The organism is Chryseobacterium sp. 14P4.3.2, from assembly GCF_057799275.1.
On sequence record NZ_JBYOKO010000005.1, the window covers coordinates 176,622 to 199,649 of the forward strand.

Below are 23,028 nucleotides of genomic sequence, written 5' to 3' on the forward strand. Positions count from 1 at the left end.
CGCTTTGTAGTGATGGGTTAATTTTTTAACAGAATTTTCAAACACATTTCTTTATATTTGATAAAAACTATCGAATGAATGAACTTCTTAGTGTCATCGTAATTGTAGTCATTATTATTATTTTCAACAACCTGAACTCCAAGATCAGAAAACTTGAAAAAAAAGTAACTGACCTCAATTCCAAAATGAATGCTACTTCCCTTCCCTCCCCAATTTCCAGCGAAAACATTCAGGCTGAAAAAATCATTATACCTAAACCCATACAGTCTCGCGAAGCAAGTATAGAAGAAATAACGACACCCAATGAAGAATCTTCTGTAACAGTTCAAAAAGACTGGCTCGGTCCCTTATCTGATTTTCTAAAACAAAATGCGCTTACCATCATTGGTATTTTCACACTGGTTTTAGGAATTGGCTATTTTGTAAAATATGCCATTGACAAAAACTGGATAGGAGAAACGGCAAGAGCAGGAATTGGCCTTGGTATCGGAGCAGGAATTATACTTATCGGACATTTTCTCAGAAAAAACTATACAACATTTGCCTCCATCATAACTGGCGGGGGAATTGCTGTTTTATATTTTACAGCAACCATCGCTTTCAGGGAATATCATCTCTTTTCCCAAAATACTGCTTTTATCATTACATGTCTGATTACAGCGGTCTCTATTGTACTGTCCTATTATTATAAAAGTGAAGTCCTGATTATTTTTTCATTAATAGGAGGTTTTTCTGCTCCTTTGATGATCAGCACAGGACAAAGTAATTACCTTTTCCTGTTTATTTACCTCAGCCTTTTAAATATAGGAATGCTTACAGCCAATTTTCTTCAGCACTGGAAAAGTGTGGGATGGACAGCTTATCTTTTTACAACAGCTTATCTTTTTTACTGGACCCTTGAAAACCCAGAGTTTTTAAATATCACTTTTTATATGATCAGCTATGTGATCTTTTATATTTTCGCTCTGCATGATTATTTCAGGAAAGGCCATCTTTCAATCTCTGATATTTTAATGGTTACGTTCGTTAATTTCTCAGGCATTATAGGTCCTATTTATATTTTTGACGAATTAAAATACGAACCATCTATTATTTTCCCTCTTATTTTTGCAATAATCAACTCCTTTTTTCTTTTTAGAGAATATGGTCTAAGAAAATTCGGAATTTCATATACTGTATTTACAGGTATTACAATCAGTCTTATTACAACTGCAATAGCGATTCAGTTCAAAACCCATTTTATGACCAGCATATGGGCCATAGAAACGACCCTGCTTCTTTTCATCTGGAAAAAGACCGGGCATCAGATTTTCAAGACCTTCTTTTATATTCTTTTCCCGTTGGTAATGATTGCCCAAACTGTTACCTGGGCTGAATACTTTAATAGACACGACTACCATATTATCTTTAATCCAATATTCATCACAAGTTTATTTACAATCATTTCTATAGTTATTAATTTATATTTACTAAAAACCACCCAAAAAGACACACAGAGTAAAGTAAATCCTTTTTTTGAAGACCTTATTACGGGAACCAGCTATGCAGTAATCTATGCTTCCCTTCTGTTTGAAATCATCTATCATATGCTGGAGATATCCTGGGTGGCGGTTATCAACACAGGACTCTTATTCACTATTTATTATATTTTTGTGCTCTTATTTTTCAGAAGGCAGCTTAACATCAAAAATGATATTCAGGCTATTTTAATCTACCTGTTTCTTTTCCTGATACTATTGAATATATCTGTTTCCACTTCATCAGTGGTTGCAGCTATCTTATCTAAAAAACTACAATCCGGTTTTTATCTGTTACATCTTCTTCAGTGGATCCCATTTATATATACAGGTTTGAGAATAATCCCTTCTTCGGAATTTCATAAGAATAAAATCTCTTACTGGATTCTTTCTTTAGCCCTTATTGTTTCCATAAGCTGTGAGCTTCATCATTCATATGTTTTAATTGCTTCTCCAGATATCCCTCATTCCTATGAACTAAAAAAACATTTTAATATTCTTTACCTGCCCGTAATATGGACAATCATGGCCAGCATTTTTATTTATACCGGCTTAAAAAAGAGCATTCGGGAATATAATAAAATAGGCTTTGCGCTGGTAGGACTTATGGTTTTAAAACTTTATGGTTATGATGTATGGCAAATGGACAATATCTCCAGAATAAGTGCATTTATAGCTCTTGGCATTATTTTGTTATTGAGTTCTTTCACATTTCAGCGTCTTAAAAATATCATCAAAAATATGGTTGACAAAAAGGATAAAACGGAGGAAAACAAAGACTTATAATCGATATTATATAATGATATCTTTAAATAAAATTCTAAACTAAATGATATTCCATTCACATTTTATAAAAAATAACTATATTTATCACGTTTTTAATATTTATAATATGCTGACCATGAAAAAATTGCTCTATTCTTTTTTAATATTATCTTCTGCAACTTTATTTGCACAGCAAAAGACTGCTACTAAGTTTGCTGTAGCTGATAATGTTATCGGAACCGTTGATATGTTCAATGCGAAAAAAAACCTTGTACAGGTTTCGAAGGTATATACGACTCCTGCAAGTCTTCCTCAAAGCCTGAAGAAATACAGCAAGTTATTTACAAAAGGAGTGACTGAGTATAAATTTAAAGACGGAAAAAACATATTTGACATCATGTCTCTGGCTGATATCAATATTCAGTATGGCATTGCACAGGACACTCCTGTTTTTATTGATGGAGTTGAGTTTAATGATACAAAGACTCTAGTATATCCACAGATTCTGAAAAAAGCAGAACAAAAGGATCACAATGGTAAGAAAACATTATTCATTAATACTGCGGGATAATTTCGGATCACTATAATACATTATATCAAAGGATACTGCTTTCACAGTATCCTTATTTTTTTAATATTTTTTGCTCCACTTTTTCTTTAGCTCTTCATAGATTTTCTTTTCTGTAGAGTTATTACCCGGCTCATACAATTTTACGTTTTTTATCTCTTCGGGAAGAAAATCCTGTTCTACAAAATTACCTTCATAAGAATGGGCATATTTATATTCTTTGCCATAATCAAGGTCTTTCATCAGCTTTGTAGGGGCATTCCTTAAATGAAGCGGAACTGGTAAATTTCCGGTTTGCTTTACCAATGCCAATGCTTCATTGATCGCCATATAAGCAGAGTTACTTTTAGGAGATACAGCCAGGTAAACCGCCGTTTCGCTTAAAATAATCCGTGCCTCCGGGTTTCCAATAACGTTTACTGCCTGAAAACAATTGTTGGCAATAACCAATGCATTCGGATTGGCCAGTCCAATATCTTCAGCAGCAAGAATAAGCATTCTCCTTGCAATGAATTTAATATCTTCTCCTCCGGCAATCATCCTTGCCAGCCAGTAAACAGCTCCATTCGGGTCACCACCACGCATGGATTTAATAAAAGCCGAGATAATATCATAATGCTGCTCTCCGTTTTTATCATAAAGAGCCATCGTCTCCTGAAGAACCTCCAGAACATCCGTATTGATAATTTCTGTGACATTAGAATTTTTATATTGATTCAAAACCAATTCTACAGAATTAATCAGTTTTCTGGCGTCTCCTCCGGAATATTGTATCAAAGCTTCTTTTTCAAGAATTTGAAATTCTGTCCCTTCATCTTTGTTATATCTTTCAGAGGCTATATCAACAAGTTCTTCAAGCTTTTCATAGCTTAGTGCTTTTAAAATGTAAACCTGGCTTCGGGAAAGTAGTGCTGAAACCACTTCAAAACTTGGATTTTCTGTGGTAGCCCCAATTAAAACGATCCAGCCTTTTTCTACAGCATGCAGCAGCGAATCCTGCTGGGATTTATTGAAACGGTGAATCTCATCAATGAATAAGATAGGAGGCTTTCCTGAAAACAAATTCTGTTTCCTGGCATCATCAATTACATCACGTACGTCTTTTACCCCTGAAGAAACTGCGGAAAGTTTATAGAACTTTCTACCGGATTGCTCAGAGATAATTTCTGCCAGAGTGGTTTTTCCTGTCCCCGGTGGTCCCCAGAAGATCAGCGAATTCAGGGTGTCATTTTCAATCATTTTTCTGACTGTCCCTTTCTCACCGGTAAGGTGCTCCTGCCCCAATACTTCAGCAAGAGCTTTAGGTCTTAATTTTTCAGCTAATGGAATATTTTGATTCAAAGTAATTCTATTTTTTAAGATCAATATTTCAGATTTCTTATCTCTGAAACTTCTAACAAAATTAAACTAATTTTCATTTTTTTACCCTATTTTTGCATTGATTTGAAACTTACATTCAATAAAATCATTACATTTCCTTTGGTAATTTTGATAAAATTTTACCAGTGGTTTATCTCGCCCCTACTTCCCAAAAATTGCCGTTATAATCCTACCTGCTCACATTATATGCTGGAGTCACTTAAGGTTCATGGATTATTCAAAGGCTTCTGGATGGGATTCAAAAGGATTTTAAGATGCCACCCATGGGGCGGAAGCGGCTACGACCCTGTTCCTCCAAAACATAAAAATTAAAAAAATCAAACTATTAAATCAATAGAAAAATGAATACTATTTTTTTCAGAATTTACCTTGTACTTTTCGCGTTGATTACTCAATGCCTTTTTGCACAGGAATACCCTGGAGGTTTATCTGATGGAACTTTAGACATCAACGGGAACAATGTCCCTGTAAAAATCTATTCTACCACAGAACTCGGAGATCTTAGTGCTTTTCCGGACAGGGAAATCAGTAATAATGTTGTGGTGATCCTTAATGAGTCCAATTTTGAGCCTGCTTACTATAACTATGGTGCATCAGCACTGGCAAGATACAAGGATTATAAATACCAGTTTTTTGATAAAAACTTTAAATTGATTAACTCTTCAATTAATAAAGACAATATTACCACTTTCAAATATGCTGTAAAATCAGCAAAGCCTATCAGCAGTTCTGATAAAGTAGAGCTTAAAACTCCTTTTAAAATATGGGACCCTTCAAAAGGTATCCAGCTGGGAGCTTTTACACTGCACTTTTACAGTCTGATGTTTGTGTTTGCATTTGGTTTCGGATATATTTTAATGACCAGAATCTTTAAGATCGATAATGTTAATCAAAAATACCTGGAACCTCTTTTCACATGGACCTTAATAGGAACCATCCTGGGAGCGAGATTAGGTCACGTCATTTTTTACCAGCCGGAACTATTTAAAGAAGATTTCTGGAGTGTATTTTTGCCGATCAGCACAAAAAATGGCTTAAAGTTCACAGGGTTTTCAGGGCTGGCAAGCCATGGAGCGACTATTGCACTGATCTTTACTACTCTTTATTATTCATTTAAAATTATCAAAAAAAATCCTTTCTGGGTGTATGACAGATTGGGTATTGTAGTTGCTTTAGGAGGTGCATTTGTAAGAATGGGAAATTTTTTCAATTCTGAGATTGTAGGAAAACCTGCAGATCCAAATTCTCCGTTTGCTTTACTTTTCCCACAGCAGAGCAGTGAATACGGCCTTACTGTACCTCGTTACCCAAGCCAGTTATTTGAGGCTATAGGATATGTTACCCTTTTCATTCTATTATGGATTCTTTATAGAAAAACGAATAAAAAATATCAGCAGGGATGGTTATTTGGACTGTTCTTTATCATTCTTTGGGCCATCAGATTCTTTGTTGAATTCCTGAAGGAGCCACAAGGCGATGAGTTTATCCAAATAGGAAACTTAAATACCGGACAGGTACTTTCTATTCCATTTATGATTGCGGGAGTAATTATTATGATTGTTTCCAGGAAGTTTAAAATCACTGAAGAAGAAAACGGGAAACCGGAATAATCGAAATTTAAAAAAGCTTTTCAGATTCTGAAAAGCTTTTTTTATTTTTTACTATGAGAATTGACTTCTTCAATATCATCAAAGACCACTGAAGAGGTTAGAAACTTCTATCCCGTTTTTTTAACCAAGGGAAGTACCTTCAGTAAAATCCCTGTCACCATTATTCTCTGCTACTTTTTAATGATTGTATTCATTTTCTATATTTTAAGCTTTTATATCCTTTAGCTACAAAACCATAAAAAATGTTACAGTTTATTTTCTAAAAGCCTGAACACACTTCCCAATTCATTCACAACATCTGTTGGCAGCATGGATTCTTTTGAATGCTTTTCTGCAGCTAGGTCAGCTGCTTTTCCATGAAGCCAGACTCCCAACACACATACCTGTTCTTCAGAATACCCCTGTGATAAAAGCGAGGTCAGAATTCCCGTGAGAACATCTCCGCTTCCTCCTTTGGCAAGCCCGGCATTCCCGGTAATATTGTAGAAAACACTTCCTTGTGGAGTAATGGTTTGTGTATGGTGATCTTTCAATATAATATAGATATTCAGTTCTTTTGATTTTTCTTTAGCCAGTTCCAATCTCTTAAAAGAATCGTCTGAAGTTCCAAAAAGTCTTTCAAATTCTTTTGGATGAGGAGTTATAATTGATCGTTCAGGAATCAGTTTCAGGTTTTCCGGAGCTTTTGAAATGATATTTAATGCATCAGCATCCAAAACTAAAGGATGAGTATGGGTTTTCAGGAATTTCAAAAGACCATTTTCTGTATCCGGATGAGTTCCCAAGCCGGGGCCGATTCCGTAAGTCAGGTCCTTTTCTCCTTCAAAATTGGTCACAAACAGGCTGCCTCCTTCTATAAACATCGCTTCAGGACATGTAGTCTGTAGTATTTCATAGCCGCACTTCGGGCCAAGTGTAAAAGTGAGTCCTGCACCGGTTTTTAAGGCCGATTTTGTAGCCAATACTGCGGCTCCCATCTTTCCGTAACTTCCGGCAGCAATGACAGCTTTACCATAGTTTCCTTTATGGGAAAAATCCTGTCTTGGTTTAAAAATAAAATCGATAACGGAATCATCTGTCACAAAATACTCACTTTTTGTCTTTTCTGAATATTCTTTACTTAAATCAATATCAAGAATAACTACTTTTCCGGTATATTTTCCAGTTTCAGGATGCAGGAAACTCCGTTTCCAGGATTGAAAACTCAGGGTATAATCTGCCTTCAGGGGAAGTTTGTCATTCTCAAGCATTCCGTCAGCCGGTAATCCTGAAGGAATATCAATTGATATTTTAAGACTTCCTTTTGTATTTAACTGGTCAACAAGTATTTTATATTCCCCTTCCAAAGCTCTGTTCAGTCCTGTTCCAAAAAGGGCATCAATAATAATTGTTTTATCATCAAAATTGTATTGCTCTATCTGATTAAGCTTTCTGACAGAAATTCCTGTTATATCCCTAAGTCTTTTCAAATTAACCAAAGCATCTTCCGAAAATTTACCTTTGGGGCCATTTACAAAAATATCCACATCAAAACCTTTTTGATAAAGCATTCTTGCAATGGATAATCCATCTCCGCCATTATTTCCGTTTCCGCAAAAAACAGCTATCTTTTTATGATTTTTACAATATTCAGAGATCCAACTGGCAACAGCCAGTGAAGCTCTTTCCATCAATTGGATGGAAGAGACAGGTTCGTGAGAAATGGTAAACCTATCCCAACTGCGTATTTGCTCTGCGTTGAAGATTTTCATAAGATTCAATCAAGTTTTAAGCAAATTACAAAAGATTTTCCATTACTATGGTACACTGACAATAAAAATACGGGCTTATTACTGATGAGATAAGGGATCAATTTAAATTTCAGGTTTCCATTAAAAATGGGACTATGAATTCGGAATAAAATTCTACATTCCGGGAATAAAAAACTACAAAAAGTACCGTTTTTTACATTTTTTAATTATATTTTTGTGTATATACTAATTAAAAAAATATAAATTATGGGATTTGTTAAAGAATTTAAAGAGTTTGCTTTTAAGGGCAATGTTCTCGATCTTGCTGTCGGTGTGATCATTGGGGCAGCATTTGGTAAAATTGTTTCTTCTTTAGTTGAGGATGTAATTACTCCGTTGCTTCTAAATCCGGCACTGAAAGCTGCTGGTGCAGAAAATATCGCTAAGCTTTCCTGGAATGGGGTTGCTTACGGGAATTTCCTTTCTGCTGTGATCAGTTTCCTTTGTATTGCTATGGTTCTTTTCTGGATCATCAAGATTGCCAATAGGGTAAACAAAAAAGACGCTCCAGCTCCAGCAGGTCCTACAGATGACCAAAAATTATTGACAGAAATCAGAGATTTGTTAAAAAGCAGAAGTAATATATAATCTGCCTGGCAGTTTAAAAATAAAAAGCACCTCGGCCGAGGTGCTTTTTTATCTTATTCCGATCCGATTAATGGATCTGTAAAATGCTTGATATCTGTTCTGCAAGGGAAAGTCCAATTCTATCCTGTGCTTCAAGAGTAGAAGCTCCGGTATGAGGAGTCAACGATATTTTAGTATGATTTAGAATCTCTTTGGATGGTGTAGGCTCATTAATGAAAACATCCAGTCCTGCAAATCTTACTTTACCGGAATTCAATGCTTCAACTAAAGCTGCTTCATCAATTACTCCTCCTCTGGAACAATTGACAACAGCCACCCCGTCCTTCATCATATCAAACTCATTTTTACCAATCATATATCCATCCTTCTGAGCCGGAACATGCAGGGTAATAAAGTCTGAATGTTTTAAAACTTCCTGTAATGACTCCGTTTCTATGTCTACATTGATAAACTGATTGTTGTAGAATTTCACTTTGATACTGGCTCTTCCCACATTATTATCAGCAGCAACCACTCTCATCCCAAGTCCTAAAGCAATTCTGGCAACCTCCTGCCCGATTCTTCCCATCCCTACGATTCCTATGGTCTTTCCTCTTAATTCAATACCGGCAGCATATGCTTTTTTAAGTCCGGCAAATTCTGTATCTCCTACCAATGGCATCTTTCTGTTGGAATCCTGAAGGAATCTCGCTCCTGAAAATAAATGAGCAAAAACAAGTTCAGCAACCGATTCTGAGGAAGCTGACGGAGTATTGATCACATGAATTCCTTTTTCTCTTGCGTAGTCCACATCAATATTATCCATTCCTACACCACCTCTTCCGATAATATCAATAGAAGGACATCCATCAATAATATCTTTTCTTACCTGTGTAGCACTCCTTACCAGTAAAGTCTGGATCTTATGCTCATTAATATAATCTACCAAAAACTCCTGCGGAACTTTTGCTGTAATGACTTCAAAGCCTTTTTCTTTTAATGCATCAATCCCTGATTGATCCAAGCCGTCGTTTGCTAAAACTTTCATAAATACAAGTATATTAAAAAATGAAAAGATTTAAAAATTAAAAACGTTTCAGGTTGTTTAATCTTTAAATCTTTGATTTATATTTTTTTTATTCTCCGTCTTCTTTGAATACCTCGATAGTCACTTGCTTTTCCACCAAATCTGTAAATCTGCCTTTATATCTTGTAGCTCTTACCAGGTGATTGTCTATCCAGTGGTAATTGCCTCCTCTTGGTTTACCGCAAAGCACACTGTGGTATTTAAAGCCGTGCTTATCCAACCAGTCTATTGTGATTTGTTTCAAATTTTCGGTTCTTGAGGTAAAGAAGCAGATCTGGTGCCCTTCATCATACCATTTGTTGACTGTTTCCAGTGCGTCAGGGTAAGGTTCGCAGGTAACCATTCTTTCGGGTTCTTCATTGGGAACATCTTCTGTGATGGTTCCGTCTATGTCAATTAAGTAATTTTTGATTCCATCCTTAAGGATAGGACTGATATGTTCTTTGTATTCTAATTCCATCATTAAACATTAAGAAACAAAGTTAGCGTTTTTAGCCTTAACAGCCTTGTTAAACTTGGTTTATGTTAATATTTTACTATAAAAATTACTATTTAATAAATAATATTAATATTTTATCATTCTTTTTCATAGATATGATTAAAAATTTTCGTTTAAACATGATAGCAAAGAATATTGAAATTAAAATCATGGAAATATCAAATTTTCCTTTTAATCGATTCCCTGTCTTTAGATAGTCACAAAAAACATGATGTTTATCTAAAAATTTCCAAAATACATTTATTACTCTTACATTTGTAGGAATGGAAGAATTTGTAGTTTTAGTAAATCCTGATGATAAAGTTTTGGGGCTGATGGAAAAACAGCAAGCTCACATCAACGGCTTATTACATCGTGCTTTTTCTGTATTCTTATTCAATAGCAAAGGTGAAATGCTTCTTCAGAAAAGAGCTTCCGGAAAATACCATTCTCCTAACCAATGGACCAATGCTGTCTGTTCGCACCCAAGAGAGAGCGAAACTTATCTGGAGGGGGCTACACGCAGACTGAAGGAAGAACTGGGAATAGAAGCGGAACTTTCAGAAAAATTCAATTTCATTTATAAAGCAGATGTAGGAGGCGGCCTTTGGGAGCACGAGCTTGATCATGTCTTTGTAGGAAATCATGAATCCGATTTTGATCTCAATAGAGAAGAGGTGGAAGAGGTAAGATTTATCTCTTTTGAAAACCTGGACAAAGAGATTAAGGAGCATCCCGAAAACTTTACAGAATGGTTTAAAATCATTCTTGAAGAATATAAACACCACTTTTAATCATGAAGAAAATACTGCTTTTTGCTGCTTTCTTATCAGGAAGTCTGTTTTTTGCCCAAAAAGCGACGGTCTATGAGAGTTCCAACTACTCAATCAATGTACCTGATGGATGGAAGTCCACTAATGACAGTGAGATTATTAATATCTTCCCTACCAGCCAGATCGGGGCAATTACGATTTCGGAATACCATGATCTTCCGCTGCCAAAGGAAGAGGTAAAAAAATTCATCCTGGCACTTTATCAATCTGAAGATGCCGAGAATAAAGTAAAAGAAAAAAAGAGCCAAAAAGGATACACTGAATATTTCTATGAGCATTTTGATCAGAAAGAGAAACTATTCTGGGTGACCAAAGCTTTTCAAAAAGACAAAAACTTATTTTTAGTTTCCATCAACTGTGGCCAGAAATTCTGGAACGGAAACTATATGACCTTATTCAATGAGACTTTCAACAGTTTTAAAATAAAGAAATAAAAATTAAATATGAAGAAAACAGCCTTGTACGACAAACATGTTTCTTTGGGAGCTAAGATCGTACCTTTCGCAGGTTTTGAAATGCCTGTACAATATTCCGGAGTAACGGAAGAGCATTTTGCAGTAAGAGAAAAAGCGGGATTATTTGATGTTTCCCATATGGGACAGTTTATTATCGAAGGTCCGGGTTCAAAAGACCTGCTACAATTTGTAACTACAAATAATGTAGACGTTCTGGAAAACGGAAAAGCTCAATATTCTTGTCTTCCAAATGAAGATGGAGGGATTGTAGATGACCTTATCGTTTACAAAATGGAAGATGATAAATATTTCGTGGTTGTAAATGCTTCAAACATAGAAAAAGACTGGAACCATATCTCAAAATATAATACTTTCGGGGCTAAAATGACCAATGCTTCTGATGAGATGTCATTATTGGCAGTTCAGGGGCCTAAGGCTACGGAAATTCTTCAAAAGCTGACGGATGTTAACCTTTCAGAAATACCTTACTACAACTTCACCGTTGGTTCTGTGGCTGGAGTACATGATATTATTATTTCAAACACCGGTTATACCGGAAGTGGTGGTTTCGAGATTTATTTTAATAACGACTCTGCTGAGAAGCTTTGGGATGCTATCATTGATGCTGGAAAAGAAGAGGGAATTATACCTTGCGGATTGGCAGCGAGAGATACTTTAAGATTAGAAAAAGGGTTCTGTCTTTACGGAAATGATATCGACGATACAACGTCTCCTATTGAAGCTGGTTTAGGATGGATCACTAAATTTGATAAAGATTTCGTGTCTAAAGAAACTTTTGCCAAGCAGAAAGAAGAAGGTATTACCAGAAAACTGGTTGCTTTCGAACTTACGGACAAAGGGGTTCCAAGACATGATTACCCTGTAGTAGATGCTGAAGGAAAGGTAATCGGAAAGGTAACTTCGGGAACACAGTCTCCAATGAAAAAAATAGGATTGGGTCTTGCGTATGTAGACAAACCTCATTTTAAAATAGGTTCTGAAATCTTCATTCAGGTAAGAAACAAAAATATCCCTGCAAAAGTGGTGAAAGCTCCTTTTGTATAATTAGAAAAAGATATTTACAGAAAAAACCGCAGATTGCTCTGCGGTTTTTTTATTTTCTGAATTTTCTATTGAGAATTGCCGACTTTTCTTTTAGCTGTTTAAAACTTTTACATTCAAAGATATCAGAATCTCTGAAGCCCAGTTTCTTTTCACATTGACTGGCAACCTGTGCAGTTTTCACATTGCTCAGATCAATAAAATTCTTAACCTGCCTGTCATTCTCCATCTCCTGTTTAGAAGAAAAGGGATCTGTTATTTTCACTAAACAGTCTGCAATACGTTCCATTGCATCAGAACAATCACAGGGCGTCTTTATTTTTGAGATATCAATAGATACCAACCGTGAAAAAACCTCTGCTTTCTTGACTGTATCTGTTTTTTGCTGTCCAAATCCATAAAAAGAAATCAGGAAAAAGAAAAGAACATTTAATATTCTCATTATTTAGCATCATTTTCCCTGAAAAAATCTTGCAGAGCTTCCACATTCTTTTTATCATTTCCTACAAAAATTTCTTTATCAGTAACGAAAACAGGACGCTTCAAAAAAGTATAGTGATCCAGCAGTAATTCTTTAAAATCCTTTTCCGTCAAAGATTTAATATCCAGTTCTCTCAATTTAATCTGAGTAGACTTTTTACTGAATAGTGCCTCATATGATTTCGTTTTTTCATACATTTCCGCTAATTCTTCTTTTGTGACAGGCTCTTTCTTAATTTCACGAAGTTCCCAATCTCTAAGATTAAACTTGGCTAAAATTTTTCGACACGTATCACAAGAGTTGAGATAAAATACTTTCTTCATTATTTGTAAATCTGTTATTTGTTAAAACTCTCTCTCATTGAAAGTTTCGTCCTCCAAAAGTAGGATTTAATCTATGACTTTGGAAATTATTAAATAACTTTATTCAAATTTTATAAATATGCAGAACAAGCCTATTACTTTTCAGTTTATTTCAGAGCCTTCAGATGTTAATTATGGAGGGAATGTACATGGAGGAAGTGTTATGAAATGGATTGACCAGGCGGGATATGCCTGTGCTACCACCTGGAGCGGAAATTATTCTGTAACGGTATATGTAGGAGGAATCCGTTTTTATGACCCTATCAAAATAGGAGAAGTGGTAAAAGTAGATGCACAGGTGATCTACACCGGAACTTCAAGTATGCATATTGCGATCAATGTTTTTTCAAGAAACTTAAAACAGCCTACTTTTGATAAAAAGACACATTGTATCATAGTCTTTGTAGCGGTAGATGAAAATGGTAAAAAACTTCCGGTTCCTAAGTGGACTCCAGAAACAGAGGAAGAAAAACAGCTTGAAATATATGCCAAGCGCCTGATGGAACTGAGAACGCAGATTGAAAATGAAATGAAACCTTTCTTATAGGAGCTGAGAGAAAAGTATTGATTCTGAACAAAATGTATGTTTTTATTGATAAAAAAACGGATGTTCATGATCCAAAGTAATATTTTTTTGAAAAACAGATTCTTCTTTTTATATTTGTGCTATCAAAAGGAAATGGTGTTCTTCCTTACCCAACCGCTTTTCAAAAGCTGATGACGCCTGATTGAGAGATTATTAACAATAACTAATCAGGTTTATTATGTCAAAAAATCAACGAACAATTGGTAAAAAAGCGATTTTTCACACTCATTTTTTCTTCAGAAAATTTCCGGCCCTCCCCTATATTTTAAAGTGGCTGGTGATCAGCATTATTATCGGAGCCTTAACGGGGACAGCATCTGCGGGATTTCTTCAGTCGTTGGAATGGGCTACTGATTTCAGAGAAAGCCACCTCTGGCTGATTGCGTTTCTTCCTGTGGCAGGATTTCTTATCGGGCTTCTCTATTATTACTGGGGAAAAGATGTTGAAGCGGGAAATAATCTTCTTATTGATACTATTCATAATCCTCAGGGAACTATTCCCTTCAAAATGGCTCCTTTTGTTTACCTCGGAACCCTTGTTACCCATTTGTTTGGCGGATCTGCAGGCCGTGAAGGAACAGCTCTTCAGATGGCGGGAGCTATTGCTGATCAGCTTACAAAACCTTTTAAACTTGATACCAGTGAAAGAAAAATACTGATTATCTCTGCCATTGCTGCCGGATTTGGTTCTGTTTTCGGAACTCCCCTTGCCGGAGCTGTTTTCGGGCTTGAAGTCTTTCTCATCGGAAAAATCCGATATAATGCTATATTTCCGGCTTTTGCTTCTGCTATTTTAGCGGACTGGACAACAACCTTATGGAATGTAAAGCATACTCATTATCATATTGATTTTATTCCAAAACTGGAATTTTTGCCCATTTTATACAGTATTTTAGCCGGAATTACTTTTGGAATTTGTGCTGCTGCTTTTAGTAAGATCATCCATTGGGCAGGTTCTGTATTTAAAACTAATATCAAATATCCTCCATTTCGCCCAGCAGCAGGTGGAATTATTATTGCTTTATCCGTTTTTGCCATGGGAACAACCCGGTATATCGGCTTGGGAGTTCCCATTATTCTGGAGTCTTTTGAAAAGCAGCTTCCCTTGTATGATTTTGCTTTAAAAATGATCTTTACCATCATCACTTTATCTGCAGGGTTCAAAGGAGGTGAAGTAACTCCGTTATTTTTTATCGGTGCAACATTAGGGAGCGCATTATCCGTGTTTATTCCTTTACCCTTCGGATTATTAGCAGGAATGGGATTTGTAGCTGTATTTGCAGGAGCTACGAATACTCCGCTGGCCTGTATGCTGATGGGAATAGAATTATTCGGAGCTGAATGTGGTGTGTATGTAGCTATTGCGTGCGTAGTATCTTATCTTCTTTCAGGACACAACAGCATTTATACCAGACAGAAAGTGGGAGAAGCTAAAAACAGAAGATATGAAAGCCAACAGGATAAATCTGTTTCGGACTTTTTGTAAGTTGAAAATATTGTAAATATGCAGATTCAACAGGACTTTATATTGCATGTGTTATGAATAATCTGATTAAGATAGTATTCATCTGTATTATCAAACTTAGTCTCCAAAGCTTAAATTCTATCTACTCTTCTTTTGACAGTCTCTGTTCCTGCTCTTAAATATTACCTGAAAATTCTTAACTTTTAATTTTCAATTTCCCACTATTACTCATCACAACTATAATTCGTAATTTTACGCCATGTTTGATTACAGATTAAAAGTTTTCCATACGGTAGCTTCAAGACTCAGTTTTACGAAGGCCTCAGAAGAGCTTCATATTTCCCAGCCTGCTGTCACAAAGCATATCAAAGAAATAGAAACTCAGTTAGGTTCCAAATTGTTTGACCGTAAAGGAACTTCCATTCAGCTTACCCAAGGCGGAAAAATACTCTATGAATATGCTGAAAAGATAAGAAATATCTATCGTGACCTTGAATTTGAAATCAGTCAGCTCAATCAACAGCATAAAGGGAAACTTATTATCGGAGCAAGTACTACCGTTGCCCAATATATTTTACCTGAAATCTTAGCCAAGTTCAATGTCTATTATAAGGATATTAAAATTGAGCTTCTTACAGGAAATACGGAAGCTATTTCGACTCTTTTAAAGGAGGGAAAGATTGATTTGGGAATTATTGAAGGAGAATCCCAATCTTCTTATTTTGATTATAAAACTTTTAAAGCTGATGAAATTGTTCTGGCTGCAAAATCTGATCATGTGCTGGCCAATAAAACTTTAAATCTTAAAGATCTCTATGATATTGATCTGATCTTCCGCGAGCAGGGTTCCGGAACATTGGAGTTCATCCACAACCGCTTAAAGGAGAAAGGAATCAATATCCACGAATTGAATACTCTTATCCAGCTGGGAAGCAGCGAAAGTATCAAAAACTATCTTCTGCATTCTGATGCGATGGCATTTCTTTCCATCAGCACAATTCTTAATGAGCTGAAAAACAAAACCCTGACTATTGTTGATATCAAAAACTTTAATATTGAAAGAGATTTTCATTTTATCCTCCCAAAAGGAGGACAATCTGACCTGATAGAAATTTTTCTAAGGTTTGCTGAATAGTTAATAGAATGTATTAATACAATTATCTATTATCTGACACCCAACAATTATAACCTCTAGTTATCCAACATAACAAAATACAATTTACTTTGTAATACTATATTCCGCAATTTTGATGCAGATTTTAAAAGTTCGCATTATGAAAGATTTCATTCAAAATGAAATGACACGGAAAGTATTTTTTATTGTATTGGCTGTTTTGTGTCTTACTCCCTTTATATCATCACCTATAGCTCTTGCTTTGGGCTTTGGACTGGCCATTTTTATCGGAAATCCATTTGAAAAAAACCTTCATCATTACATTCATTTGCTATTACAGATCTCGATTGTGGGTCTGGGATTCGGACTGAAGCTGGATGAAGCTCTGCATGCCGGAAAAACAGGATTGATGTTAACTGTTGTAAGTATTGCCGTTGTAATGGGTCTGGGATATGTATTAGGAAGGGTCTTTAAACTCGATAGACCTTTATCTTATCTTCTTTCTGCAGGGACTGCTATTTGTGGCGGAAGTGCTATTGCTGCTGTATCTCCCATTATTAAACCCAGTACTAAACAGATTTCCCTTGCCCTGGCTATTGTTTTCACGTTAAATTCTATTGCCCTGTTTGTTTACCCCGCTATGGGTCATCTTCTGAATCTTTCACAGGAACAGTTTGGCTTGTGGTGTGCCGTGGGAATTCATGATACAAGCTCTGTAGTAGGTGCTGCCGGTAAATATGGAGATGAAGCATTGAAAATAGCAACAACCGTTAAACTCGCCCGTGCTTTATGGATCATTCCCATTTCACTGATCACCATGTTTGTTTTTAAAAGTAAAGATTCAAAAATAAAAATCCCATGGTTTATCGGTTATTTTATTCTGGCAATTCTCCTTAATACCTATTTCCCGTTTCTTGAACGTTTCAGTGCTTCTATAACTGTTTTGGCAAAATCCGGATTAAATCTGACCTTGTTTTTCATTGGCTCTACCCTTTCTATTCAGACATTAAAAACCATAGGTTTTAAGCCTCTACTAACCGCTGTAATTCTTTGGGTTACGATAAGCGTTGGCAGTCTGCTTTATATTATCCATTAAAAACAGCAGAACCCTTTTGAAGGTCAAAAGGGTTCTGCATATTAAATGTGGAAATGTTTATTTCATGTAGAAATAATTTCTTAATACTCGCCACAAGTATAAACTTGCGGACAAGCGATATATTGCGCGCAATATTTAGGACCTTCTACAGATCCTGCACAGTTGCATCCGCAAAGAGATAAATCCGGAGTTCCGCTTATCCCTCCTGTAATATTTTTCAGATCTTGCTTTGCTAGCTTTTTAGCATTTTTCATAATGTTCATGTGAATTAGTTTTTGATTAAACAGTATAGTTTTACTTACCTTCCAAAGTTAAACAAATATTAATCACCCGCAACATAATTTAATATAAATTTAAATAATATATTGATTTTAATCGTATTAATCTATAAAACAACTAGGATAATCCATTCAAAATTATTAAACAAATTAAATTATTCTGTAAATTCAAGATCCTTATTATGAGTCTCCGAAATGGTAAGCGAAGAATAAAAAGCAAGTCCGAATACCACTACTCCAATAATCGCAGCGCTTTCTACCACGGAAAAATTTCCTTTTAGGGTGTCAAATGCCAGAATCATCACAGGAACCAATCCTCTTACCATATTCGGGACTGTGGTAGTTGCTGTATTTCTGATATTGGTTCCGAACTGTTCTGCCGCCAGCGTTACAAACATCGCCCAATACCCTGTCCCAAGGCCAAGCCATACGCAAAACATATAATATTTTGTTTCTGTATTGGTATTCCCAAAGAGCATAACAGCCACGCCGATCAAAGTAAAGCTCAGCATGTAAAATATAGCCATTTTGCGGGACTTTAAAATATGGGAAATAAAACCACTCGCCAAATCGCCGGCAGATATCCCCACGTAAGCCCACATAATTGCTTTTCCGGGGTTGACATCCTTTATTCCAAGTTCAGGGGCAAATTGATTGGCTAAAACGGCCAGAATCCCTATACAATACCAGGTGGGTAATCCCACTGCAATACATTTTAAATATCTTATCAATCTGTTCTTATTGGTAAAAAAAGACAGAAAGTTCCCTTTGGAAACGCTTTTATGTTCAATATTTTTATAAATTCCGGATTCTGATACACTTATTCTGAGTAACAGCAGCAGAATTCCCATGATTCCGCCAATGACATAAGAGATGTTCCATCCTCCGGCCAGTTCTACTGTGAGCTGGGCTACTACGGCTCCCATTAATCCAAAACCAGCCACCACCGAGGTTCCGATCGCTCTTAAATTCTTCGGCAGGCTTTCAGAAACCAGTGTAATTCCCGCTCCAAGCTCCCCGGCCAGCCCTATGCCTGCTATAAATCTTAAGCCTGCATACTGGTACACCAAATGCTCTTTTGGAAAATAAGGCAGAAAGCCACAGGCTATATTCGCTAAAGAATACACGAGAATAGAACCAAAAAGTACGGAAAGTCTTCCTTTTTTATCTCCGAAGATCCCCCAGAAGACTCCTCCAATGAGAAGCCCTACCATCTGACAATTCAGAATAAAGGTCCCATCCGCATCAGGATTAAGCCCTAATGCTTTTAAACTTGGAATTCTTACAATCCCAAATAAAAGGAGATCATAGATATCTACAAAATAGCCCAGGGCAGAAATAACAACGGGAATAGAAAAAATGTACTTCAGTTTTGAAGACAGTGACAGTTCTTGCATTTTTAAGTTTTGATAAAAATAAAAAACCTTTCAATTTCTTGAAAGGTTTTTATAAAATATCTTAATCTGATTATTATCTTGCAATATTGACAGCTCTCGTTTCTCTGATTACTGTTACTTTTACCTGTCCCGGATAAGTCAGTTCGTTCTGGATCTTTTCAGAGATGTCATAAGATAATTGAGAAGCTACTTCATCATTTACTTTTCCGCTCTCTACCATTACTCTCAGTTCTCTACCAGCCTGGATTGCATAAGCACTTGATACTCCTTCGAAGCTTAATGCTGCAGATTCAAGGTCTTTCAGTCTCTGAATATAAGATTCCAGTACCTGTCTTCTTGCTCCCGGTCTTGCTCCTGAGATAGCATCGGCTACCTGAATGATCGGAGATAATAACGATTTCATTTCAATTTCGTCGTGGTGAGCTCCAATAGCATTAACTACTTCCGGGTTTTCACCATATTTCTCAGCCCACTGCATTCCTAATAACGCGTGTGGTAATTCAGATTCCTGCTCAGGAACTTTACCGATATCGTGTAATAGACCTGCTCTTTTAGCCAGCTTTACGTTTAATCCTAATTCAGCAGCCATTGTTGCAGCGATATTAGCTACTTCTCTTGAGTGCTGTAGTAAGTTCTGTCCATAAGAAGAACGGTACTTCATTCTACCAACGATTTTGATCAACTCAGGGTGTAATCCGTGGATTCCTAAATCAATGATCGTTCTTTTTCCTACTTCAATGATCTCCTCTTCTATTTGCTTTCTTGTTTTTTCTACCACTTCTTCGATTCTTGCCGGGTGAATTCTACCGTCAGTAACCAATCTGTGAAGGGATAGTCTTGCAATTTCTCTTCTTACCGGGTCAAAGCACGAAAGAAGAATCGCCTCCGGAGTATCATCAACGATAATTTCCACTCCTGTGATCGCTTCTAAAGCACGGATATTTCTACCCTCTCTACCGATAATTCTACCTTTTACTTCATCAGATTCAATGTTAAATACAGATACTGAATTTTCAATAGCCTGCTCTGTTCCGATTCTTTGAATGGTTTGAATAACGATTTTTCTTGCTTCGTTCTTCGCATTCATCTGAGCTTCTTCCATGATGCTCTGAACGTGTGCCTGAGCTCTTGTTTTAGCTTCAGCTCTCATGGTTTCTACCAATTCTGCTTTTGCTTCGTCTGCTGTGTAGTTAGAGATTTTTTCAAGAATTTCAACTTTTTTAGCGTTAGCAGTGTCTAATTCATGCTGCTTTTTCTCTAAAATCTCATTTTTCTTGGAATAATCAGCAATCTGTTTATCCAAATCTTTTTCAAGTTTTCCTACTTTGCTAAGTTCGTCATTCAGCTTATGCTCTTTGTCCTTGGTTCTTTTTTCAACCTCCTGCATTCTCTTTTCAGATTCCTGTATTTTCTTTTCACGGGACTGAATGTCAGCATCATGCTGTGATTTTAGCTCCAGAAATTTTTCTTTTGCCTGAAGGTTCTTTTCTTTCTTTATGGATTCGGCTTGTACGTTAGCTTTTTCTATAAGGTTTTCGGCATTTTTCTTTGCATCATCTATGATAAATTTTGCCTTAGTATTCAGAGAGCTTCTAGAGAAAAACATCCCTATTACTGCCCCAATAACTAAGCAAATAACGCCGACTATAATGGCTGTTGTCATAATATATATTGAGTTTTAATTGTCTTCATATAAATAAAAAAAGCCCACAATAATCCAGGGATTGAGAGTAAACTCCTAATCAACACGATTTGAACTGATTTCCACTGTCTGTAATCCGGGAATCCGGCACGCCATTCACTGGACATTTGCTCGGTAATTGTTTAGCGTTGAGTTTACCTTTAATGTGTTAGAATTATTGTAGGCAGGTCTTTAAGGGAAAAAAAATCTATTTCCCTATTTCATTCAATGATTGATTAATCTGCGTTAATCTTTCATTGGTTGAATTAATATTTTTCTCGTAGTTAAGAGATACTACTTCTGCATTGGTTCCCAGTTTAAGGGCACACATAGCCAAAGCATCCTGTTTATCTCTTACATCGAAGTTTTGTTCAAAATCTTTAATCATATTCTCTATCTGCTTCCCTACTTTACGCAAAGTTTCCTCCTCTGCTGCCGGTACGTTCAGCGGGTATACCCTTCCTGCAATGTTTACGGTTATTCTCCTTACCTCCATTATAGTCCACTGTTTTGAAGCTGAGCAATACAGAAATCAATCTCTTTTACCAATCTGTTGATATGGTTTTTCATTAATCTATTGTGTTCAGGATTCCCTGATATTGCTGAATAAAGTTTTATATTTTTTTGTTCTTCTGCTAATACCTGATTTCTTCGTCTTTCCTCATCATACTTCTTCTTCAACTCTTCATGCTCAACACTTAGTTCCGCTAAATTTTCCGTAAGATTCTTATAGTTCTTTTGCAGAGTCGAAATCTTTCTCTCTAATTCTGAAAAATTGTTTTCTAAATCTTGAAGCATTTCAGGTTTGTATATTCTAACTGAAAGCAAAAATAAAAAAATAATAACACTAACAAAAATAAAACGCTCTATATTTTGAAATACCAACAAAAAAGGAGGCGCCAGGCACCTCCTTTGTATTTTTTAATATGAAATTTATTATTCAAATTTCAGAACGAACATTACTGCTCTTGTCTGTAATGTAGACATTGCAGCCGCCCAATATGGAGGTGTGGTAGCGTTATCAGCCACTTTTTCGTTATTCATAAAGAATGTTCCTCTGATGGCAGGGGTCAATTTAAATTTGTTGAAATAAAACTGAATCCCCATTTCTGCAGACCAAGCAAAGTTATGCGTTGTTGATCTGAAGATTCCCTGCATGTTATCATCAGTAGAAGTTGCGTTAGACTGAAGATTCACCACATAGTTCACCCCACCGGCAATGTAAGGTCTTGAGTTATACCATCTTTGCCCATGAAGCTCCAAAAGCACAGGAATATCAATCAATGTAGATTTAATTTCTCTAACTTTATCTTTATCCTGAAGCGGAACAGGCATAAAAGGAGGATTGGTTAAAGATCCACCCGCGTAGATATCATTAGATTGGGTATTAAAAGTCAACTGTCTTTGTGCAAACTGTAAACCTGGTTCCATTCTTACATCTAAGTAGTCATTCAGTCTCCATTTTGCAATCAGCCCGGCACCGAAACTATAACTCTCCTTGGATGTGACAAGGTTTTCATTCCCGTTCATCCCATATCTCGGATGCAGTACGATGCGATAGTCCAGTCTGTTCCCGTTCAAATAAAACCCCCAACTGAATTTTTGCTCGTCAAAGTCTTCCAACTTATCCATTCTGTTTCGGGTTCTGAATTGCGCATTCGAAAGAATGGCAACATTTACTGAGGTTAAAACCAGTGCTTTTAATAGAAATTTATTCATAGGTTACTTTGTTGCTTTATAAATTGTGGCTATACCTAAACTTAATTTTTTATATTCAACTTTCTTAAATCCCGTATCTAAAAGAATTTGTTTCATCTTCTCCCCGAAAGGAAAAGCATTTACAGAATCCGGAAGGTATGTATACGCCCTATTATCTTTGGAAACCAATCTGCCTATGGCAGGTAATACATTTTTGAAATAAAACATATAAAATGGCCCCATAAACCCCTCAACCTTTGAAAACTCCAGTATATAAACACTTTTGTTATCTTTAACTACTCTTCTTAACTCTGCCAAACCTTTGGTAAGGTTTTCAAAATTCCTCACTCCAAATGCAACGGACACAGCATCAAATCTATTGTCCTCAAAAGGAAGATTTTCTGCATCCCCTTTTTGCATTGAAATTTTGCCGTCTAATTTAAGTTTTTTTATTTTAATAACGCCAACATTCAGCATTTGTTGTGATAAATCTAAACCAACTACTTTTGAACCGGTTCCTTTTTCAATGGTAATTGCCAGATCTCCCGTTCCTGTAGCCACATCCAGCACTTCCTGCGGATTATCATTTTTCATCCATCTTACCAGTTTTTTCCTCCACAAAACGTCAATTTTCATGGATAAAACATGGTTCAGAAGGTCATACTTCGGTGCAATATTGTCGAACATATCCTCTACCTGGCTTTTCTTAGTAGCCTCTGAATTGTAGGGAGTAACTTTGGTGATATCTTTTGTCAAAA

General features: G+C 36.2%; 25 protein-coding genes and 1 riboswitch. Of the genes, 12 read left to right on the plus strand and 13 right to left on the minus strand.

The window, feature by feature from the left end; genetic code table 11:
- Positions 1 to 74: 74 nt before the first annotated feature.
- Together AC27VX_RS10060 and AC27VX_RS10065 are read left to right on the plus strand one after the other, a co-directional pair.
- Positions 75 to 2,303 carry a DUF2339 domain-containing protein gene (locus tag AC27VX_RS10060; protein WP_488695388.1) on the plus strand — a complete coding sequence of 743 codons (2,229 nt, stop codon included), beginning with the start codon at positions 75 to 77 and terminating at the stop codon, positions 2,301 to 2,303.
- 115 nt (positions 2,304 to 2,418) lie between these two features.
- Complete coding sequence (locus AC27VX_RS10065) at positions 2,419 to 2,853, plus strand: hypothetical protein (RefSeq protein ID WP_236858469.1); 435 nt, start codon at positions 2,419 to 2,421, stop codon at positions 2,851 to 2,853.
- Between the two features lie 60 nt (positions 2,854 to 2,913).
- Here the strand turns inward: AC27VX_RS10065 and AC27VX_RS10070 are convergent, their stop codons facing one another.
- Positions 2,914 to 4,191 (minus strand): replication-associated recombination protein A, encoded by a 1,278-nt coding sequence (locus AC27VX_RS10070; protein ID WP_236858468.1) that lies wholly within the window; start codon positions 4,189 to 4,191, stop codon positions 2,914 to 2,916.
- Between the two features lie 102 nt (positions 4,192 to 4,293).
- Here AC27VX_RS10070 and yidD point away from each other — a divergent pair, with 102 nt between their 5' ends.
- Together yidD and lgt are read left to right on the plus strand one after the other, a co-directional pair.
- Entirely contained in the window at positions 4,294 to 4,542 is a 249-nt protein-coding gene (gene yidD / locus AC27VX_RS10075; RefSeq protein ID WP_236858467.1) for a membrane protein insertion efficiency factor YidD, read from the plus strand.
- A gap of 449 nt (positions 4,543 to 4,991) precedes the next feature.
- Positions 4,992 to 5,840: a prolipoprotein diacylglyceryl transferase gene (lgt, locus tag AC27VX_RS10080; protein WP_262912549.1), complete on the plus strand. Its 849-nt coding sequence runs from the start codon at positions 4,992 to 4,994 to the stop codon at positions 5,838 to 5,840.
- 245 nt (positions 5,841 to 6,085) lie between these two features.
- Here the strand turns inward: lgt and AC27VX_RS10085 are convergent, their stop codons facing one another.
- A complete protein-coding gene (locus tag AC27VX_RS10085; protein ID WP_488695391.1) occupies positions 6,086 to 7,591 on the minus strand; it encodes an NAD(P)H-hydrate dehydratase in 1,506 nt (501 codons plus the stop codon).
- A 246-nt stretch (positions 7,592 to 7,837) separates the two neighbouring features.
- On the opposite strand from AC27VX_RS10085, the gene mscL reads away from it, so the two are divergent.
- Entirely contained in the window at positions 7,838 to 8,218 is a 381-nt protein-coding gene (mscL, locus tag AC27VX_RS10090; protein ID WP_236858465.1) for a large conductance mechanosensitive channel protein MscL, read from the plus strand.
- A 67-nt stretch (positions 8,219 to 8,285) separates the two neighbouring features.
- Here mscL and AC27VX_RS10095 read toward each other — a convergent pair whose 3' ends face one another.
- Both AC27VX_RS10095 and AC27VX_RS10100 read right to left on the minus strand, forming a co-directional pair.
- The gene (locus tag AC27VX_RS10095) at positions 8,286 to 9,245 is read right to left on the minus strand and encodes a D-2-hydroxyacid dehydrogenase (protein WP_236858464.1); all 960 of its coding nucleotides are present in this window, start codon (positions 9,243 to 9,245) and stop codon (positions 8,286 to 8,288) included.
- 88 nt (positions 9,246 to 9,333) lie between these two features.
- Positions 9,334 to 9,744, minus strand: coding sequence for an LNS2 domain-containing protein (locus AC27VX_RS10100; RefSeq protein ID WP_236859485.1), 411 nt, complete (start codon positions 9,742 to 9,744; stop codon positions 9,334 to 9,336).
- 302 nt (positions 9,745 to 10,046) lie between these two features.
- Here AC27VX_RS10100 and idi point away from each other — a divergent pair, with 302 nt between their 5' ends.
- Genes idi through gcvT form a run of 3 tightly spaced genes read left to right on the plus strand, consistent with a single transcriptional unit; the run spans position 10,047 to position 12,115 of the window.
- Positions 10,047 to 10,556 (plus strand): isopentenyl-diphosphate Delta-isomerase, encoded by a 510-nt coding sequence (gene idi / locus AC27VX_RS10105; RefSeq protein WP_300687035.1) that lies wholly within the window; start codon positions 10,047 to 10,049, stop codon positions 10,554 to 10,556.
- Positions 10,557 to 10,558: 2 nt separating this feature from the next.
- Positions 10,559 to 11,029 carry a hypothetical protein gene (locus tag AC27VX_RS10110; RefSeq protein ID WP_236858462.1) on the plus strand — a complete coding sequence of 157 codons (471 nt, stop codon included), beginning with the start codon at positions 10,559 to 10,561 and terminating at the stop codon, positions 11,027 to 11,029.
- A 9-nt stretch (positions 11,030 to 11,038) separates the two neighbouring features.
- The gene (gene gcvT, locus AC27VX_RS10115) at positions 11,039 to 12,115 is read left to right on the plus strand and encodes a glycine cleavage system aminomethyltransferase GcvT (protein WP_236858461.1); all 1,077 of its coding nucleotides are present in this window, start codon (positions 11,039 to 11,041) and stop codon (positions 12,113 to 12,115) included.
- Positions 12,116 to 12,164: 49 nt separating this feature from the next.
- On the opposite strand, the gene AC27VX_RS10120 is transcribed toward gcvT, so the two are convergent.
- Both AC27VX_RS10120 and AC27VX_RS10125 read right to left on the minus strand, forming a co-directional pair.
- The gene (locus AC27VX_RS10120; protein ID WP_300687039.1) at positions 12,165 to 12,554 is read right to left on the minus strand and encodes a hypothetical protein; all 390 of its coding nucleotides are present in this window, start codon (positions 12,552 to 12,554) and stop codon (positions 12,165 to 12,167) included.
- Positions 12,554 to 12,916, minus strand: a complete 363-nt coding sequence (locus tag AC27VX_RS10125) for an arsenate reductase family protein (RefSeq protein WP_236858459.1) — start codon at positions 12,914 to 12,916, stop codon at positions 12,554 to 12,556. Before AC27VX_RS10125 ends, AC27VX_RS10120 begins: the two co-directional genes overlap by 1 nt.
- A 118-nt stretch (positions 12,917 to 13,034) precedes the next feature.
- Here AC27VX_RS10125 and AC27VX_RS10130 point away from each other — a divergent pair, with 118 nt between their 5' ends.
- From AC27VX_RS10130 to AC27VX_RS10145, 4 genes are all read left to right on the plus strand, one after another.
- Entirely contained in the window at positions 13,035 to 13,502 is a 468-nt protein-coding gene (locus tag AC27VX_RS10130; RefSeq protein WP_236858458.1) for an acyl-CoA thioesterase, read from the plus strand.
- A gap of 119 nt (positions 13,503 to 13,621) precedes the next feature.
- Positions 13,622 to 13,689: riboswitch (Fluoride riboswitch) on the plus strand.
- 30 nt (positions 13,690 to 13,719) lie between these two features.
- Positions 13,720 to 15,027: a voltage-gated chloride channel family protein gene (locus tag AC27VX_RS10135; RefSeq protein ID WP_488695396.1), complete on the plus strand. Its 1,308-nt coding sequence runs from the start codon at positions 13,720 to 13,722 to the stop codon at positions 15,025 to 15,027.
- 238 nt (positions 15,028 to 15,265) lie between these two features.
- Positions 15,266 to 16,141 (plus strand): LysR substrate-binding domain-containing protein, encoded by an 876-nt coding sequence (locus tag AC27VX_RS10140; protein ID WP_236858456.1) that lies wholly within the window; start codon positions 15,266 to 15,268, stop codon positions 16,139 to 16,141.
- 139 nt (positions 16,142 to 16,280) lie between these two features.
- The gene (locus AC27VX_RS10145; RefSeq protein ID WP_488695397.1) at positions 16,281 to 17,216 is read left to right on the plus strand and encodes a YeiH family protein; all 936 of its coding nucleotides are present in this window, start codon (positions 16,281 to 16,283) and stop codon (positions 17,214 to 17,216) included.
- Between the two features lie 80 nt (positions 17,217 to 17,296).
- On the opposite strand, the gene AC27VX_RS10150 is transcribed toward AC27VX_RS10145, so the two are convergent.
- The 7 genes from AC27VX_RS10150 to ubiE all read right to left on the minus strand — a co-directional run bounded on the left by AC27VX_RS10150 (position 17,297) and on the right by ubiE (position 23,026).
- Entirely contained in the window at positions 17,297 to 17,479 is a 183-nt protein-coding gene (locus tag AC27VX_RS10150; RefSeq protein WP_236858454.1) for a bacteriocin-like protein, read from the minus strand.
- A 170-nt stretch (positions 17,480 to 17,649) separates the two neighbouring features.
- On the minus strand, positions 17,650 to 18,891 hold the full coding sequence (locus AC27VX_RS10155) for an MFS transporter (protein WP_236858453.1): 1,242 nt from the start codon (positions 18,889 to 18,891) through the stop codon (positions 17,650 to 17,652).
- A gap of 73 nt (positions 18,892 to 18,964) precedes the next feature.
- Positions 18,965 to 20,554: a ribonuclease Y gene (gene rny, locus AC27VX_RS10160; protein ID WP_300687049.1), complete on the minus strand. Its 1,590-nt coding sequence runs from the start codon at positions 20,552 to 20,554 to the stop codon at positions 18,965 to 18,967.
- A 226-nt stretch (positions 20,555 to 20,780) separates the two neighbouring features.
- The gene (locus AC27VX_RS10165) at positions 20,781 to 21,068 is read right to left on the minus strand and encodes a cell division protein ZapA (protein ID WP_034695967.1); all 288 of its coding nucleotides are present in this window, start codon (positions 21,066 to 21,068) and stop codon (positions 20,781 to 20,783) included.
- The gene (locus AC27VX_RS10170; RefSeq protein WP_236858451.1) at positions 21,068 to 21,370 is read right to left on the minus strand and encodes a hypothetical protein; all 303 of its coding nucleotides are present in this window, start codon (positions 21,368 to 21,370) and stop codon (positions 21,068 to 21,070) included. Before AC27VX_RS10170 ends, AC27VX_RS10165 begins: the two co-directional genes overlap by 1 nt.
- 138 nt (positions 21,371 to 21,508) lie before the next feature.
- Positions 21,509 to 22,291: a type IX secretion/gliding motility protein PorT/SprT gene (gene porT / locus AC27VX_RS10175; RefSeq protein ID WP_488695401.1), complete on the minus strand. Its 783-nt coding sequence runs from the start codon at positions 22,289 to 22,291 to the stop codon at positions 21,509 to 21,511.
- Positions 22,292 to 22,294: 3 nt separating this feature from the next.
- On the minus strand, positions 22,295 to 23,026 hold the full coding sequence (ubiE, locus tag AC27VX_RS10180) for a bifunctional demethylmenaquinone methyltransferase/2-methoxy-6-polyprenyl-1,4-benzoquinol methylase UbiE (protein ID WP_262912515.1): 732 nt from the start codon (positions 23,024 to 23,026) through the stop codon (positions 22,295 to 22,297).
- Between the last annotated feature and the right edge of the window lie 2 nt (positions 23,027 to 23,028).